Raw genomic sequence first — 17858 nt, forward strand, 5'->3', positions numbered from 1 at the left:
CCCATTAAAAAAGCCTCGCTCATTTCTGAGCGAGGCTTTTTTAATTATGTATAAATGACCTTTATTTTGCCACTATAATAAATTCAGACCTTCTGTTAAGTTGGTGCTCCTCTTCAGTACATTCTATACCATTACCACAAGCATTAGTAAGTTGGGTCTCTCCATATCCCCTGCCAGTAAGTCGTGACATACTAATACCTCCTTGATCTACTATGTATCGTATTGTAGATACATTTCTACGCTGAGATAAACTCATATTATAAGCATCTGGAGCTCTACTATCTGTATGTGAGCGTACATCGATCTTAAGACTTGGGTATTCCCTCATTACTGCGATAACCTTCTCAAGCTCTAATGCAGCATCTGGACGAATGTTATGCTTATCAAAATCAAAGTAGATAGGATTAAGCTCTAGTGTCTTTGCAAGATCGTCGCCTAACTCTATCTTTAATGGTGGTTTTAAGTATAAATCTCTGTTTAAAACCAGCCCTACCTCTGATGTGGTGTTGACTATAGCCTCTGCTGGCTCATATAAAGACTTACTAGCACGTACTATGTATGATGTATTACAATCTACATCTGGAAAACTAAAACGTCCCGCATTGTCGCTTATTTTTGTCCCTACAACTTCATTGGCAATATTGCGCAACTCTACCGTAGCTTGAGAAAGTATCCTATCGGTCTTTACATCCTTTGTAACTCCTGTAATATTCTGAGCACAATCTGTAAGCAACTTTTGTTTACGCTCAAAACTATAAATATCATCATTACCAAGACCTGTAGCCCTACTAGAGGCAAAATAACCCGTGCCAAGCTCCTCGTTTAATATCAACCCAAAATCATCTGCACTACTATTTACAGGCTTACCTACATTGTAAGAGTCTCCTATACTACCAGCCGTGTCTAACTTACTAACAAAAATATCAAGACCTCCTAAACCAAGATGCCCATCTGAAGCATAAAAAAGCTTGTTATCTGAACTGATAAAAGGAAACGTCTCTCTACCCTCGGTATTGATACGATCGCCTAGATTTACAGGCTCACCATAACTACCATCTCCATTAATGGTTACCATCCATAAATCACTTAAGCCTTTTGTACCAGGCCTATCTGAGGCAAAGTATAAAATATCTTCTTCAGGACTCAAAGCAGGGTGTGCAGTAGAAAACTCATCACTATTAAAAGGAAGCTCTACAGGAACAGACCAACCATCATTAGATTTTTCACTCACATATAACTTTAGCTTTGTCGTACCATCCTCATCTCTCTTTAACTTTGTCTTCTTTGAATAGTTATTTCTTGTAAAGTAAACAACATCTCCATTTTCTGTAAACACAGAAGTACTCTCGTGATAAGGAGTGTTTATCTCATCTGATAGACGATTAATAGTAGGATCATTAGTCTCTGTATCTCTTACAACAAAAAGATCTAAAAAAGGTTGATCGTTCCAATCGTGTATGTAGTCTCCAGTAGCCACTTCGCGATTTGAAGAAAAAACAAGATCCTCACCATAGTAACTAGGACCAAAATCTTGAAGCTCACTGTTAAAAGAAACCTTCCCAATGGTATATCTACCAGACTGTGCTTCGATTTCCTTAAGGTAATCACGCTCGGCTACATAACGCTCTGCTCGAGAATCATCTCCATTTAACCTATTAAAAATATCCATTTGAGTATCTGCCAGGTCATAGCGCTTCATACTCTTAAGAGACTGAGCATATCTAAAGTAATACTCAGCATTTGCAACAAGCGTATCACTTTCTGAACCTAAAAGTTCACCATACCACTTTGCAGCCTGCTTATAATCGGCAGTGAGATAATAAGCATCACCTAGTTTCTTTAAAACCTCTGGTGATCTAAAACCTCTCTCTGCAACTCGTAAATATAAATTACGAGCATCTACAAAGGCATATTGATCAAAATTTTCAGTCGCTTCCCGTACCTTACCCTCTTGTGCCGTAACAGTAAAGCACAGCAAACACATTATTGATGCTAGTAAGCTCTTTAGTAATCTTTGTTTCATACAAAATAATTTTAGTCAGCTCTATTTAAACTAACGCTTTCGCGAAAGCAAAAAAATATTAATATATCTAATTAGAAGAATCTAGGGGAAATCAAACGCTTAGGTTTCTTTAAAATCTCAAACCTTAAAAACACCTCGTAACTACCGTTGTTAAACTGTTGCAACTCGGTAGTCTCACGATCATAAGCAAAGCCTATCATTAAACTATCTGTCACCTGAAAACCTACAAGACCACTCAAAGCAGCACTCCACCTATAAGCAGCACCTAAGGTTAATCTATCATATAATAAAGCATTTGCAGTAACATCTACTTGTAATGGCGCTCCAGATACCCACTTTGCAATAGCAGCAGGTTTTAACTTAAAGTCTGGAGTAATATCAAAAACATAACCCGAAGTGAGGTAGTAGTTAATACGCTCGGTAGCGAGATAAGTAGCATTAGGATCGTTCGTGTTTTGGCTATCATCAAAGTGATCGGTCTCCAATAAATTTGGAGCACTTAAACCAGCATAAAAACGATCTGTAGAATAAAATAACCCCACTCCTATTTGAGGAGAAAACTGGTTGTCTATATTATTCTGAATAAGCGCATCACCATTCTGAAATGGCGAAGCCTCTGAATAGTTTACATCTAATAAATGTACCCCTCCTTTTAATCCAAAACTAAGCTTACCAATATCTGATGTAGGTATTGAGTAACTAAAGGCAAGGTCTACATAGGTCTCACTGGTGATAAAAATATCATCTTGAACGATATTAAGACCTAAACCTACACGCTGAGAGTCTCCTATAGGGGAATGGATAGAAGCGGTTTGTGTACGAGGTGCGCCGTCAAGACCAACCCACTGACTTCTGTGAAGACCCAGCACACTAACACCACCACGTGAACCCGCATAAGCAGGATTAATACTTAACGTATTATACATATACTGTGTATACTGTGCGTCTTGCTGGGCATTTAACTGAACTGTACTCAGCGTTAAAATGAGCAATGACACAACAAATATAGTGTTAAAACATTTTTTCATATTGCTTTATTTTAATCCGGTGTACTCTTAAAAGTACACCGAATATTAGTATCTATTATTATCTGTTTAAGTATAAAGGTCCGGCAAGTTGCTGAAGCTTACCTGAAGCATTAGTATATTCTACAGTGTAGTAATACGTCCCTACTGGTAAAAGCTGATCGCCATTTATAGTAGCACGACCATTACTCTCTCCTCTAAAGTACTGACCATCCTGACCATAACCTTTTACTCCATAAACCTCTACTCCCCAACGGTTGTAAATACGTACAGTATTGTTTGGATACTTTTTAATACCTCTTATGACAAATACATCATTTAAACCATCGCCATTAGGAGTCATTATATCAAATACCTCTAAACCATCGGTCGCATTAGGATTACCATTGTTAACCTCTAAGAAGTCAATTATACCATTACCATTTTCATCTCCACATTCATCTCCATTAGGTATACCATCACCATCACAATCTAGATCTTTCCACTCTTGAGTTGTAGCTGTCATATCTTGATTTTCTGGATTTAAATCACAAGGATCTAATGGATTAGTACCATCTAATATTTCTACTCCATTAGTAACGCCATCGCCATCACAATCAAGATCATTCCATTCTTCACTTGGTTCTACAGACTGATTCTCAAAACTGAAGTCACAAGGGTCATTTGGATCTGTATTATTAGGTCCTATCATCCCATCTCCATCAGGATCAAGCTCGTCAATATTAGTAACGCCATCTCCATCACAATCTGCTAAAGCGTTTTCTTCAGAAATAGTGCTTAGATCTAAGTTATCTAAATCAAAGATACACGGATCACCTGTATTATTATCACTACCATTAGGTGTCCCATCATCATCACAGTCTGTATCTAACCATTCTTGGCTAGGTGTAACAGTCTGACTATCTAATATGTAATCACACAAGTCTAATGGGTTTGTTCCGTCTTCCAATTCATCACCATTAGTAACTCCGTCGCCATCACAATCCAGCATATTCCACGCTGGTGATTGAGGTAGACTAACATCATCAAGCTCAAAATCACACGGATCTACAGGGTCAGTACCACCGGTTACTTCATCACCATTTGTTACACCATCACCATCACAATCCTGCATTTCCCACTGAGATGTCACTATCGAGATATCTTGGTTTGCGGTATCGTAACTACAAGAATCATATGGATTTGTTCCATCAATAACCTCTTGACCATTTAAAACACCATCACCATCACAATCAGAACCTTGCCAAATTGGGTTGTTTTGATCTTCGTCACCTATTGTACCATCATCAACACAAGGATCATTTGGATCCGGATCATTTGCATTGATAGTTCCGTCACCATCACAATCTGCTAATGCCCATATAGAATTTGTTGAATCCTCATCACCTATTACTCCATTATCTACACAAGGATCTAATGGGTCTGGATCTTCACCATTGATAGTCCCATCACCATCACAATCTGCATTATACCAATCTGAATCTGTATCCGTAAGATCTACCATAGTAACATCAGCATCAACACAAGGATCTAATGGATCGTCATCTGTTTCATTTGGATTACCATCACCATCACAATCCGCTGTTAACCAATCTCCTGATTGCGGTAAACTAACATCATCAACATTGTAATCACAAGCATCGGTTGGATCTGTACCATCAGGACCAGCTGTACCATCCATATCAGGATCTACTTCTATTCCATTTGTTACACCATCTCCATCACAATCTGCCATATACCAATCTGAATTATTATCGAACAGGTTTACGTTTGCTATGTTTCCTCCTATACAAGGATCATATGGATCTGGATCATTTCCATTAACCTCTCCATCTCCATCACAATCTGCCGCTGCCCAAACATCATAGTTTGGATCCGTTGGATCTGGAATAGTTACTATATCTGTATCACCAGCACAAGGATCAAATGGATCTGTATCTGAACTGTTTGGTTCTCCATCGCCATCACAATCTGCATTATTCCATTCATCTGTCACTATTGTGATATCCTGATTCTCTTCTAAATAATCACAAGTATCAAGCGGATTAGTTCCATCATTTATTTCCGTTCCATTTGAAACACCATCGCCATCACAATCTAGTGCTAACCACAGTGTTGATACGATTGTAACATCCTGGATTGAAGCATCATATTCACAAGGATCATTTGGATCGGTACCAGTCGCAATCTCATTACCATTGGTTACTCCGTCACCATCACAATCTGCATTCAAATAAATATCACCTACTATAGTTACATCTTGATTATCGAGATCAAAATCACAAGCGTCGAGAGGATCTGTTCCATCTATAGTTTCCTGACCATTGGTTACACCATCGCCATCACAATCTGCATTGTTCCATTCATCTGTCACTATTGTGATATCCTGATTGTCTTCTAAATAATCACAAGTATCAAGCGGATTACTTCCATCATTTATTTCCGTTCCATTTGAAACACCATCTCCATCACAATCTAGTGCCAACCACAGTGTTGATACCATTATAACATCTTGGATTGAAGCATCGTATTCACAAGGATTATTTGGATCTGTGCCAGTCGCAATCTCATTACCATTGGTTACTCCATCTCCATCACAATCTGCAGCTAAATAATCGCCTTCCACAATTGTTATATCTTGATTTACAATATCAAAATCACAAGGATCATTTGGATCGGTACCATCGGCAATCTCGTCACCGTTAGTTACTCCATCACCATCACAATCAGCATTTAAAAACGCTGTTGTTTGTGTTACAGTAATATCCTCAACGTCAAAATCACAAGGATCAAATGGGTCTGTTCCTGCTGCAATCTCGTCACCGTTAGTTACTCCATCACCATCACAATCTGAATCAAAATAATCACCCATCTGTGATAAGGTCACTAACGAAGGATCAAAATCACAAGGATCAAATGGATCTGTACCATTAGCAGCCTCATCTCCATTACTTACTCCATCACCATCACAATCGGCAGCAGCCCATATAGCATAGTACTCATCTGCAGCATCTGGAATCGTTGCAACAGTTACATCACAAGGATCGAATATATCTGTTCCGTTTGCTATCTCATCTCCATTTGTCTCGCCGTCACCATCACAGTCACTTGAAATAAATGGCTCTGCTATCGTAGTCACATCTTGACTTGCAACATCAAAGTCACAAGGATTATTTGGATCGGTACCATCAGCAATCTCATCACCATTACTTACTCCATCACCATCACAATCTGCATCAAAATAATCACCCATCTGTGATAAGGTCACTAAAGAAGGATCAAAATCACAAGGATCAAATGGATTTGTACCATTAGCAGCCTCATCTCCATTACTTACTCCATCACCATCACAATCGGCAGCAGCCCATATAGCATAGTTCTCATCTGCAGCATCTGGAATCGTTGCAACTGTTACATCACAAGGATCGAATATATCTGTTCCGTTTGCTATCTCATCTCCATTTGTCTCGCCGTCACCATCACAGTCACTTGAAATAAATGGCTCTGCTATCGTAGTCACATCTTGACTTGCAACATCAAAGTCACAAGGATTATTTGGATCGGTACCATCAGCAATCTCATCACCGTTAGTTACTCCATCTCCATCACAATCTGCACGATAAATAATCACCAGTACTGTGATAAGGTCTACTGAAGCGATTGAAATCACAAGGATCAAATGGATCTGTACCATTGCATGTACTTCTTCACCATTAGTTACTCCATCACCATCACAATCGGCAGCAGCCCATACATCATAGTTCGGGTCTGCAGGTGCTGGTATCGTAGCAACACCACTAACACTACAAGGATCGTTAGGATCTGAACCATTCATATCTTCTGTACCGTTAGTCTCACCATCACCATCACAATCGGCAGCTTGCCAAATCGCATTGGTCGTATCTTCATCGCCTATCGTTCCATCGTCTACACAAGGATCATAAGGCGCTGTATCTGTTCCGTTTGGTGTTCCATCCCCATCACAATCAGCAGCTTGCCAGATTGGATTCGTCGTATCTTCATCTCCTATCACCCCGTCATCCGTACAAGGATCAAGTGGATCTGGATCTACTCCATTTGGTGTTCCATCACCATCACAATCGGCAGCTTGCCAAATCGCATTCGTCGTATCTGGTGTACTTCCTGCTGTGAAATCACAAGGATCTTCTGGTGCTGGATCTGTTCCGTTTGGATCACCATCGCCATCACAATCTGCAGCAGCCCATACATCATAAGCATTCTGAGCAGCAGTACCCGGAGCCATAGGATCTACCTGAACTGTCGGTGTCGTAACACTACAAGGATCAAACGGATCTGTACCATTCATTACTTCTTCACCATTAGTCTCTCCATCACCATCACAATCGGCAGCAGCCCATACATCATAGTTCGGGTCTGCAGGTGCTGGTATCGTAGCAACACCACTAACACTACAAGGATCGTTAGGATCTGAACCATTCATATCTTCTGTACCGTTAGTCTCACCATCACCATCACAATCGGCAGCTTGCCAAATCGCATTGGTCGTATCTTCATCGCCTATCGTTCCATCGTCTACACAAGGATCATAAGGCGCTGTATCTGTTCCGTTTGGTGTTCCATCCCCATCACAATCAGCAGCTTGCCAGATTGGATTCGTCGTATCTTCATCTCCTATCACCCCGTCATCCGTACAAGGATCAAGTGGATCTGGATCTACTCCATTTGGTGTTCCATCACCATCACAATCGGCAGCTTGCCAAATCGCATTCGTCGTATCTGGTGTACTTCCTGCTGTGAAATCACAAGGATCTTCTGGTGCTGGATCTGTTCCGTTTGGATCACCATCGCCATCACAATCTGCAGCAGCCCATACATCATAAGCATTCTGAGCAGCAGTACCCGGAGCCATAGGATCTACCTGAACCGTCGGTGTCGTAACACTACAAGGATCAAACGGATCTGTACCATTCATTACTTCTTCACCATTAGTCTCTCCATCACCATCACAATCGGCAGCAGCCCATACATCATAGTTCGGGTCTGCAGGTGCTGGTATCGTAGCAACACCACTAACACTACAAGGATCGTTAGGATCTGAACCATTCATATCTTCTGTACCGTTAGTCTCACCATCACCATCACAATCGGCAGCTTGCCAAATCGCATTGGTCGTATCTTCATCGCCTATCGTTCCATCGTCTACACAAGGATCATAAGGCGCTGTATCTGTTCCGTTTGGTGTTCCATCCCCATCACAATCAGCAGCTTGCCAGATTGGATTCGTCGTATCTTCATCTCCTATCACCCCGTCATCCGTACAAGGATCAAGTGGATCTGGATCTACTCCATTTGGTGTTCCATCACCATCACAATCGGCAGCTTGCCAAATCGCATTCGTCGTATCTGGTGTACTTCCTGCTGTAAAATCACAAGGATCTTCTGGTGCTGGATCTGTTCCGTTTGGATCCTTCACAATCGCGCAATCGCATTCGTACGTATCTGGTGTACTTCCTGCTGTAAAATCACAAGGATCTTCCTGGTGCTAGGATCTGTTCCCCGATTCCTGGAGATCACCATCGCCATCACAATCTTCGCCAGCAGCCCATAACATCATAAGCATTCTGAGCCAGCAGTTACCCGGAGCCATAGGATCTACCTGAACCAGTCGGTGTCGTAACACTACAAGGATCAAACGGATCTGTACCATTCATTACTTCTTCACCATTAGTCTCTCCATCACCATCACAATCGGCAGCAGCCCATACATCATAGTTCGGGTCTGCAGGTGCTGGTATCGTAGCAACACCACTAACACTACAAGGATCGTTAGGATCTGAACCATTCATATCTTCTGTACCGTTAGTCTCACCATCACCATCACAATCGGCAGCTTGCCAAATCGCATTGGTCGTATCTTCATCGCCTATCGTTCCATCGTCTACACAAGGATCATAAGGCGCTGTATCTGTTCCGTTTGGTGTTCCATCCCCATCACAATCAGCAGCTTGCCAGATTGGATTCGTCGTATCTTCATCTCCTATCACCCCGTCATCCGTACAAGGATCAAGTGGATCTGGATCTACTCCATTTGGTGTTCCATCACCATCACAATCGGCAGCTTGCCAAATCGCATTCGTCGTATCTGGTGTACTTCCTGCTGTAAAATCACAAGGATCTTCTGGTGCTGGATCTGTTCCGTTTGGATCACCATCGCCATCACAATCTGCAGCAGCCCATACATCATAAGCATTCTGAGCAGCAGTACCCGGAGCCATAGGATCTACCTGAACCGTCGGTGTCGTAACACTACAAGGATCAAACGGATCTGTACCATTCATTACTTCTTCACCATTAGTCTCTCCATCACCATCACAATCGGCAGCAGCCCATACATCATAGTTCGGGTCTGCAGGTGCTGGTATCGTAGCAACACCACTAACACTACAAGGATCGTTAGGATCTGAACCATTCATATCTTCTGTACCGTTAGTCTCACCATCACCATCACAATCGGCAGCTTGCCAAATCGCATTGGTCGTATCTTCATCGCCTATCGTTCCATCGTCTACACAAGGATCATAAGGCGCTGTATCTGTTCCGTTTGGTGTTCCATCCCCATCACAATCAGCAGCTTGCCAGATTGGATTCGTCGTATCTTCATCTCCTATCACCCCGTCATCCGTACAAGGATCAAGTGGATCTGGATCTACTCCATTTGGTGTTCCATCACCATCACAATCGGCAGCTTGCCAAATCGCATTCGTCGTATCTGGTGTACTTCCTGCTGTGAAATCACAAGGATCTTCTGGTGCTGGATCTGTTCCGTTTGGATCACCATCGCCATCACAATCTGCAGCAGCCCATACATCATAAGCATTCTGAGCAGCAGTACCCGGAGCCATAGGATCTACCTGAACTGTCGGTGTCGTAACACTACAAGGATCAAACGGATCTGTACCATTCATTACTTCTTCACCATTAGTCTCTCCATCACCATCACAATCGGCAGCAGCCCATACATCATAGTTCGGGTCTGCAGGTGCTGGTATCGTAGCAACACCACTAACACTACAAGGATCGTTAGGATCTGAACCATTCATATCTTCTGTACCGTTAGTCTCACCATCACCATCACAATCGGCAGCTTGCCAAATCGCATTGGTCGTATCTTCATCGCCTATCGTTCCATCGTCTACACAAGGATCATAAGGCGCTGTATCTGTTCCGTTTGGTGTTCCATCCCCATCACAATCAGCAGCAGCCCAAATATCATAAGCTATCTGTTCTGGTGTTCCAACCATCATTGGATCTGTTGGCACTGGAGTTCCTGGTGTAAAATCACAAGGATTCATTGGATCTGGATCACTTCCATTAGGATCACCATCACCATCACAATCTGCTATTAACCAGTCTCCTCTTTGTGTTTGAGTAACTAGCAAAGGTTCATAATCACAAGGATCTGTTGGATCTGTTCCATTACCATCGTCAACACCATTTCCATCAGGGTCAATTTCATTTCCATTTGTTACACCATCGCCATCACAATCTGCATCTTGAAATTCTGTAGTCGTTATTGTATAATCCTGACTTCCGGGTAAATAACTACAAGTATCATAAGGATCTGTACCATTTGTATCATTCTCTATTCCGTTAGTGACACCATCGCCGTCACAATCTGCAGCAGCCCAAATATCATATGCATTCTGAGCTGGAGTACCAGCCATCATAGGGTTAGTTGGAGCCGGAGTACCAGCACTAAAATCACAAGGATCTGTAGGGTTAGGATCAGTACCGTTAGGATCACCATCGCCATCACAATCTGCAGCAGCCCATATTGGATTACTAGTATCAGCTATACTTCCAGGTGTGAAATTACAAGGGTCATTAGGATCTGGATCTGTACTATCACAATCACCGTCACCGTCAGTATCAATACACCCATCTACTGTAACACTTTCATTTAAATCATCTCCAGCAGTAGTAGGATCTGTTTGATCTGGTGTTGATGCTGCAGTAGTTGTATTTGTTATCGTGTTTCCATCTTCGCCACCATCTACAACACCATCGATTGTTAAAGTAACAAATTGTCCGCTACCTATTAAAGGTATTGTCCAGTTTGGATCAGTATATGTAGAAGGCTGGTCACCTCCCGTATTTCCGTTATTGACAGTTGCAGTAAGGCCTGCTGGGATTGCATCTACTAAAGAAACATTAGTAGCATCATCTGGACCGTTATTCGTAACCGTAATTGTAAATGATACTGTATCTCCTTCCGCCGGTGTAGCATTACCACTTACCAAGGTTTTAACCGTAACCAAATCTGCCTCACCAACTGCAATTCCATCGTTATTTCCGTCTGTACCATCATCCACATTATTTGCAGGGTTCCCATCTACTTGATCTGCTGAAACTGATGTAATATTTGTAAAAGGTCCAGCAGCATCTATTGTACCTGTCACGATTAAAGTCACATCACTAAATGGTGAATTAGGCAATATTGTCCCGACATTACAAGGGAAGGTTACACAACCTGCTCCAGTTATTCCTGTAATAGTAACATTTGTAGGAGTATCTGTAACAAATACATTTGTTGCTGTATCTGTTCCCAAATTACTTACAACTATATTCCAAGAGACCGTATCTCCAGGGGCAAAAGGTCCCGATTGATTTAATGTTTTAGTTATACCCACATCGGCGGCAGCAACACTACAAGAATCTGGCGCTGTACCTGCTACTTGTGTATCTGTACAGCCACTTGGATTTACAAATGTTGCTGTCAAAATAACATCTGCACCATCTGAAGCAAAGGTTAAACCAGAAAACGTGTATGATGTTGCACCCGCTGGTATTGAAGACACTGGAACGAACTCATTTATTCCTGCACCAGTTAGATCTAGAGTACCTAACCCTGGTGGATTTGTAAACTCGACTATAACATCTGCTGTAAATGAATCATCTGAGGCATCACCGGTTGTACCGCCTGAGTCACACGCACTAATATTGTCTAAAGAAATAATTGCAATCGTACAGGTATTTACCGTAATAAACACATTTGCTGTATCTTGATTACCTAAAGGATCTGCTACTGTGTAAGGAAAAGATATAGGAGTACTACTTCCAGGAGGAGGTGTAATAATGAGCTCACCACCCACATATTCTACAATAGTACCATCTGAAAGTAACACTGGCGCACCACCTTCTGTAATAGGCATCCCATCAACCTCGGTTATAATAATAGGGTCCATATCTGGATCTGAATCATTACTTAAAGGAGCTATTGTAATTGGCGTATCAACATTTGTAACATCAATGTCATCTTCAGCCTCGGGAGGGTTATTTAATATTACAGACGATTGGACAGGCCCTACTACTGTGCCATTTGGATCTGTAGCCGTGAAAGTAGCTACATTTTCCATAGTACATGGTAATGTAATTTCAACATCAATTGTTAAAATAAGTCTTTCGCCTGGAGCGAATTGACCTGTATTATTTTCAAAAATGTTATTAAGTCCTTGTCCAGTATAAAAGGCATTGAGCACTGGATCTACTGTTGCTGTTGATGTTACTATTTGTGGAGCCCCAATACTTACAATATTTCCAGGACACATCGCTTCAATATCATCAACAACTTGTAAATTAAATATGTCTACGGGAGACGTTGGATCATTTTGAATCTCTATTTGAAAAGTAACATCTCTATTGCCCAAGGTGCCAGCGGGATCATTATTAATAATTGTTTTTGTGATTACAGGAATTGGTGTGAATAAAAGTTGCACCGGAGTTTGATCACAAAAACACTGCTCATCATCGTGCTCTGCTGTTGTATTTCTTCTTGATATGTCCGAAACAGCCGTTCCATTTGAATCTTCACCAGAAAAAACACCTTGCGTATTCCTTACTGATTGATTTCCTGTAGGTCCTACATTCAAATCAACTCTATAAGATGCTGTCTCTCCAGAGGTCATAGTCTGACCAGGAACTAAAAGATTTGTGGAGGTACCTATTACTCCCGAGCCTCCATCGAAATCTGGATTTGCAGCTAATGTTCCTGTAAGCTGTGTTACAGTAAATGTATTGATTGGGATACCTGAATTAAATAAATGATCAAATGAATCTACGTATTGCACATTACTTGCCGTACCTGAACCAGAGTTCCTAAGTGTAATTGTATAGAAAAAATCAGAAGTTCCATCTGTATTAATAGGAGGAGTAGCATCATTTACTTGAAGGCCAGCGCTCAATATAGAAAGGTTTTCCTCAAACAACTCAACATCTGTAGCACTCGTTATATAAGGATCTCCAGTAACTGCATCATTTGCTGTTGCAAAAATTTCATTAACAACTGTGGCTCCGTCCAAAGCTGCAACAGCATCAACCTCAATACAAAATGCGTAAGTAATACTTTCTCCCGGACCTAACTCTTGTAATGTATCAATTATAATAACATCTTCTTGTGTAGTTCCATTAAAAGAGCCATTAGGAGTTACTCCTAAACTTAAAGGCCCAGCAGACCTTGACACTATATTCACAATATTTGCGTCACCTAAAAATGGTGTACCCAAATCGTCAGAAATATTTATGTTATATACAGGATTCGCCCCAGTGTTAGTTAAAGTTCCTTCATAACGTATTCTATACCTATCATCTGTAGTATACCCCCAATCACAATGAGACTTATCTATTACTAAACCTCCATCACCAACGGGTACACTACACTGCGACGGTGCTGTAAATGTATTAGGGAGATTAAAAGGGCAAGTACTATCAGAAAAAGCAGCTGTTAAGTCTACCGGCCCTCCGTCTGATGGAAACACAACGCCCACAAACGTATGACTTGTAGGAGAGTCTAACGTACCAACACCTTCAAATTGATCAAAAACATTATCTCCTGTTAAATTGAGGGTTCCTGTCGTTGGCGGAAAATCAAATGTTACAGTTATATCTGCAGTAAATGTATCATCACCATCTTGACCTGGTCCTTGTGTACCTCCATCATTACAGATTGAGATATTATCTGCCACTATACCATTTATAACACAATCCGGACTACAAGAAGCTGGTGCCGAAACTGCCATAGGATCTGTAAAAGTACAAGCTGCATCATCTGAGAATGTAGCAGTCAAACTTTGGAGCATTCCATCTGCCGTAAACAGAACATCTTGAAATGTGTGTGAAGTTGCCGTATCTAAATCTGCAACCAAAACCGTTACAGCATTTAGATTATCACCAGTAATGTCTAGACTACCCGTAGCCGGAGCCATATCAAATGTAACTGTTACATCTGCAGTAAAAGTATCATCACTAGGATCTGGAGTAGTGCCTCCATCATCACAAGCAGATATCATAGATGTAGAGATAACTGTAATGTTACATTGTGCATTACCGACTTGCGATACTAAGAAAGAAAGTAATAAAAACCCAAAAATTGAATTTTTAAAATTGTTCCGATAAGATAAATTACGTAGTAGTGATTTCATAAGCGAATACTATAATATTACTTTATGTGAATCCAAAAAATTGGCCATAGTTTACTCGAAAGATAGATTAAGTTATTTTTAATACAAACAACAACTTATAATTAAATCTTTAATATCGACAAAAAGTTAATAAAACACGATTAAGTGCGTTTTAAATTACAATTAGACAAGAATTCTATAAAATTTTTACAAAAACTTGTTTTTTAATTGAAACCAGTAGGTATCTATGTGCAATAAAGGCATAAAACTTAGACTAAAAGACTCAAAAGAATTAACTAGACTAGGTAAACACAACCCATTAAAAAAGCCTCGCTCATTTCTGAGCGAGGCTTTTTTAATTATGTATAAATGACTTTTATTTTGCCACTATAATAAATTCAGACCTTCTGTTAAGTTGGTGTTCCTCTTCAGTACATTCTATACCATTACCACAAGCATTAGTAAGCTGGGTCTCTCCATATCCCCTACCGGTAAGTCGTGACATACTAATACCTCCTTGATCTACTATGTATCGTATTGTAGATACATTTCTACGCTGAGATAAACTCATATTATAAGCATCTGGAGCTCTACTATCTGTATGTGAGCGTACATCGATCTTAAGACTTGGGTATTCCCTCATTACTGCGATAACCTTCTCAAGCTCTAATGCGGCATCTGGACGAATGTTATGCTTATCAAAATCAAAGTAGATAGGATTAAGCTCTAGTGTCTTTGCAAGATCGTCGCCTAACTCTATCTTTAATGGTGGTTTTAAGTATAAATCTCTGTTTAAAACCAGCCCTACCTCTGATGTGGTGTTGACTATAGCCTCTGCTGGCTCATATAAAGACTTACTAGCACGTACTATGTATGATGTATTACAATCTACATCTGGAAAACTAAAACGTCCCGCATTGTCGCTTATTTTTGTCCCTACAACTTCATTGGCAATATTGCGCAACTCTACCGTAGCTTGAGGAAGTATCCTATCGGTCTTTACATCCTTTGTAACTCCTGTAATATTCTGAGCACAATCTGTAAGCAACTTTTGTTTACGCTCAAAACTATAAATATCATCATTACCAAGACCTGTAGCCCTACTAGAGGCAAAATAACCCGTACCAAGCTCCTCGTTTAATATCAACCCAAAATCATCTGCACTACTGTTTACAGGCTTACCTACATTGTAAGAGTCTCCTATACTACCAGCCGCGTCTAACTTACTAACAAAAATATCAAGACCTCCTAAACCAAGATGCCCATCTGAAGCATAAAAAAGCTTGTTATCTGAACTGATAAAAGGAAACGTCTCTCTACCCTCGGTATTGATACGATCGCCTAGATTTACAGGCTCGCCATAACTACCATCTCCATTAATGGTTACCATCCATAAATCACTTAAGCCTTTTGTACCAGGCCTATCTGAGGCAAAGTATAAAATATCTTCTTCAGGACTCAAAGCAGGGTGTGCAGTAGAAAACTCATCACTATTAAAAGGAAGCTCTACAGGAACAGACCAACCATCATTAGATTTTTCACTCACATATAACTTTAGCTTTGTCGTACCATCCTCATCTCTCTTTAACTTTGTCTTCTTTGAATAGTTATTTCTTGTAAAGTAAACAACATCTCCATTTTCTGTAAACACAGAAGTACTCTCGTGATAAGGAGTGTTTATCTCATCTGATAGACGATTAATAGTAGGATCATTAGTCTCTGTATCTCTTACAACAAAAAGATCTAAAAAAGGTTGATCGTTCCAATCGTGTATGTAGTCTCCAGTAGCCACTTCGCGATTTGAAGAAAAAACAAGATCCTCACCATAGTAACTAGGACCAAAATCTTGAAGCTCACTGTTAAAAGAAACCTTCCCAATGGTATATCTACCAGACTGTGCTTCGATTTCCTTAAGGTAATCACGCTCGGCTACATAACGCTCTGCTCGAGAATCATCTCCATTTAACCTATTAAAAATATCCATTTGAGTATCTGCCAGGTCATAGCGCTTCATACTCTTAAGAGACTGAGCATATCTAAAGTAATACTCAGCATTTGCAACAAGCGTATCACTTTCTGAACCTAAAAGTTCACCATACCACTTTGCAGCCTGCTTATAATCGGCAGTGAGATAATAAGCATCACCTAGTTTCTTTAAAACCTCTGGTGATCTAAAACCTCTCTCTGCAACTCGTAAATATAAATTACGAGCATCTACAAAGGCATATTGATCAAAATTTTCAGTCGCTTCCCGTACCTTACCCTCTTGTGCCGTAACAGTAAAGCACAGCAAACACATTATTGATGCTAGTAAGCTCTTTAGTAATCTTTGTTTCATACAAAATAATTTTAGTCAGCTCTATTTAAACTAACGCTTTCGCGAAAGCAAAAAAATATTAATATATCTAATTAGAAGAATCTAGGGGAAATCAAACGCTTAGGTTTCTTTAAAATCTCAAACCTTAAAAACACCTCGTAACTACCGTTGTTAAACTGTTGCAACTCGGTAGTCTCACGATCATAAGCAAAGCCTATCATTAAACTATCTGTCACCTGAAAACCTACAAGACCACTCAAAGCAGCACTCCACCTATAAGCAGCACCTAAGGTTAATCTATCATATAATAAAGCATTTGCAGTAACATCTACTTGTAATGGCGCTCCAGATACCCACTTTGCAATAGCAGCAGGTTTTAACTTAAAGTCTGGAGTAATATCAAAAACATAACCCGAAGTGAGGTAGTAGTTAATACGCTCGGTAGCGAGATAAGTAGCATTAGGATCGTTCGTGTTTTGGCTATCATCAAAGTGATCGGTCTCCAATAAATTTGGAGCACTTAAACCAGCATAAAAACGATCTGTAGAATAAAATAACCCCACTCCTATTTGAGGAGAAAACTGGTTGTCTATATTATTCTGAATAAGCGCATCACCATTCTGAAATGGCGAAGCCTCTGAATAGTTTACATCTAATAAATGTACCCCTCCTTTTAATCCAAAACTAAGCTTACCAATATCTGATGTAGGTATTGAGTAACTAAAGGCAAGGTCTACATAGGTCTCACTGGTGATAAAAATATCATCTTGAACGATATTAAGACCTAAACCTACACGCTGAGAGTCTCCTATAGGGGAATGGATAGAAGCGGTTTGTGTACGAGGTGCGCCGTCAAGACCAACCCACTGACTTCTGTGAAGACCCAGCACACTAACACCACCACGTGAACCCGCATAAGCAGGGTTAATACTTAACGTATTATACATATACTGTGTATACTGTGCGTCTTGCTGGGCATTTAACTGAACTGTACTCAGCGTTAAAATGAGTAATGACACAACAAATATAGTGTTAAAACATTTTTTCATATTGCT

At 40.4% G+C, this 17858-nt stretch carries 6 protein-coding genes; all 6 read right to left on the reverse strand.

Annotated elements, in window-relative coordinates:
• Positions 1-61 precede the first annotated feature (61 nt).
• Entirely contained in the window at positions 62-2023 is a 1962-nt protein-coding gene (locus MED134_RS07315; RefSeq protein WP_021778015.1) for an OmpA family protein, read from the reverse strand.
• Between the two features lie 71 nt (positions 2024-2094).
• Positions 2095-3051 (reverse strand): type IX secretion system membrane protein PorP/SprF, encoded by a 957-nt coding sequence (locus tag MED134_RS07320; RefSeq protein WP_021778014.1) that lies wholly within the window; start codon positions 3049-3051, stop codon positions 2095-2097.
• A gap of 58 nt (positions 3052-3109) precedes the next feature.
• A complete protein-coding gene (locus MED134_RS07325; RefSeq protein WP_038597422.1) occupies positions 3110-8503 on the reverse strand; it encodes a gliding motility-associated C-terminal domain-containing protein in 5394 nt (1797 codons plus the stop codon).
• 160 nt (positions 8504-8663) lie between these two features.
• Positions 8664-14507 (reverse strand): Ig-like domain-containing protein, encoded by a 5844-nt coding sequence (locus tag MED134_RS07330; protein WP_084811639.1) that lies wholly within the window; start codon positions 14505-14507, stop codon positions 8664-8666.
• 355 nt (positions 14508-14862) lie between these two features.
• Entirely contained in the window at positions 14863-16824 is a 1962-nt protein-coding gene (locus MED134_RS07335) for an OmpA family protein (protein WP_038597427.1), read from the reverse strand.
• Between the two features lie 71 nt (positions 16825-16895).
• On the reverse strand, positions 16896-17852 hold the full coding sequence (locus MED134_RS07340; protein WP_021778014.1) for a type IX secretion system membrane protein PorP/SprF: 957 nt from the start codon (positions 17850-17852) through the stop codon (positions 16896-16898).
• Positions 17853-17858 lie beyond the last annotated feature (6 nt).

The sequence above is a fragment of the Dokdonia sp. MED134 genome (assembly GCF_000152925.2).
GTDB lineage: Bacteria > Bacteroidota > Bacteroidia > Flavobacteriales > Flavobacteriaceae > Dokdonia.

Bases quoted from the DNA above. Each gene is read 5' to 3' on its own strand.
- MED134_RS07315 (WP_021778015.1), bottom strand. From the start codon at position 2,023: ATGAAACAAAGATTACTAAAGAGCTTACTAGCATCAATAATGTGTTTG.
- MED134_RS07320 (WP_021778014.1), bottom strand. From the start codon at position 3,051: ATGAAAAAATGTTTTAACACTATATTTGTTGTGTCATTGCTCATTTTA.
- MED134_RS07330 (WP_084811639.1), bottom strand. From the start codon at position 14,507: ATGAAATCACTACTACGTAATTTATCTTATCGGAACAATTTTAAAAAT.
- MED134_RS07335 (WP_038597427.1), bottom strand. From the start codon at position 16,824: ATGAAACAAAGATTACTAAAGAGCTTACTAGCATCAATAATGTGTTTG.
- MED134_RS07340 (WP_021778014.1), bottom strand. From the start codon at position 17,852: ATGAAAAAATGTTTTAACACTATATTTGTTGTGTCATTACTCATTTTA.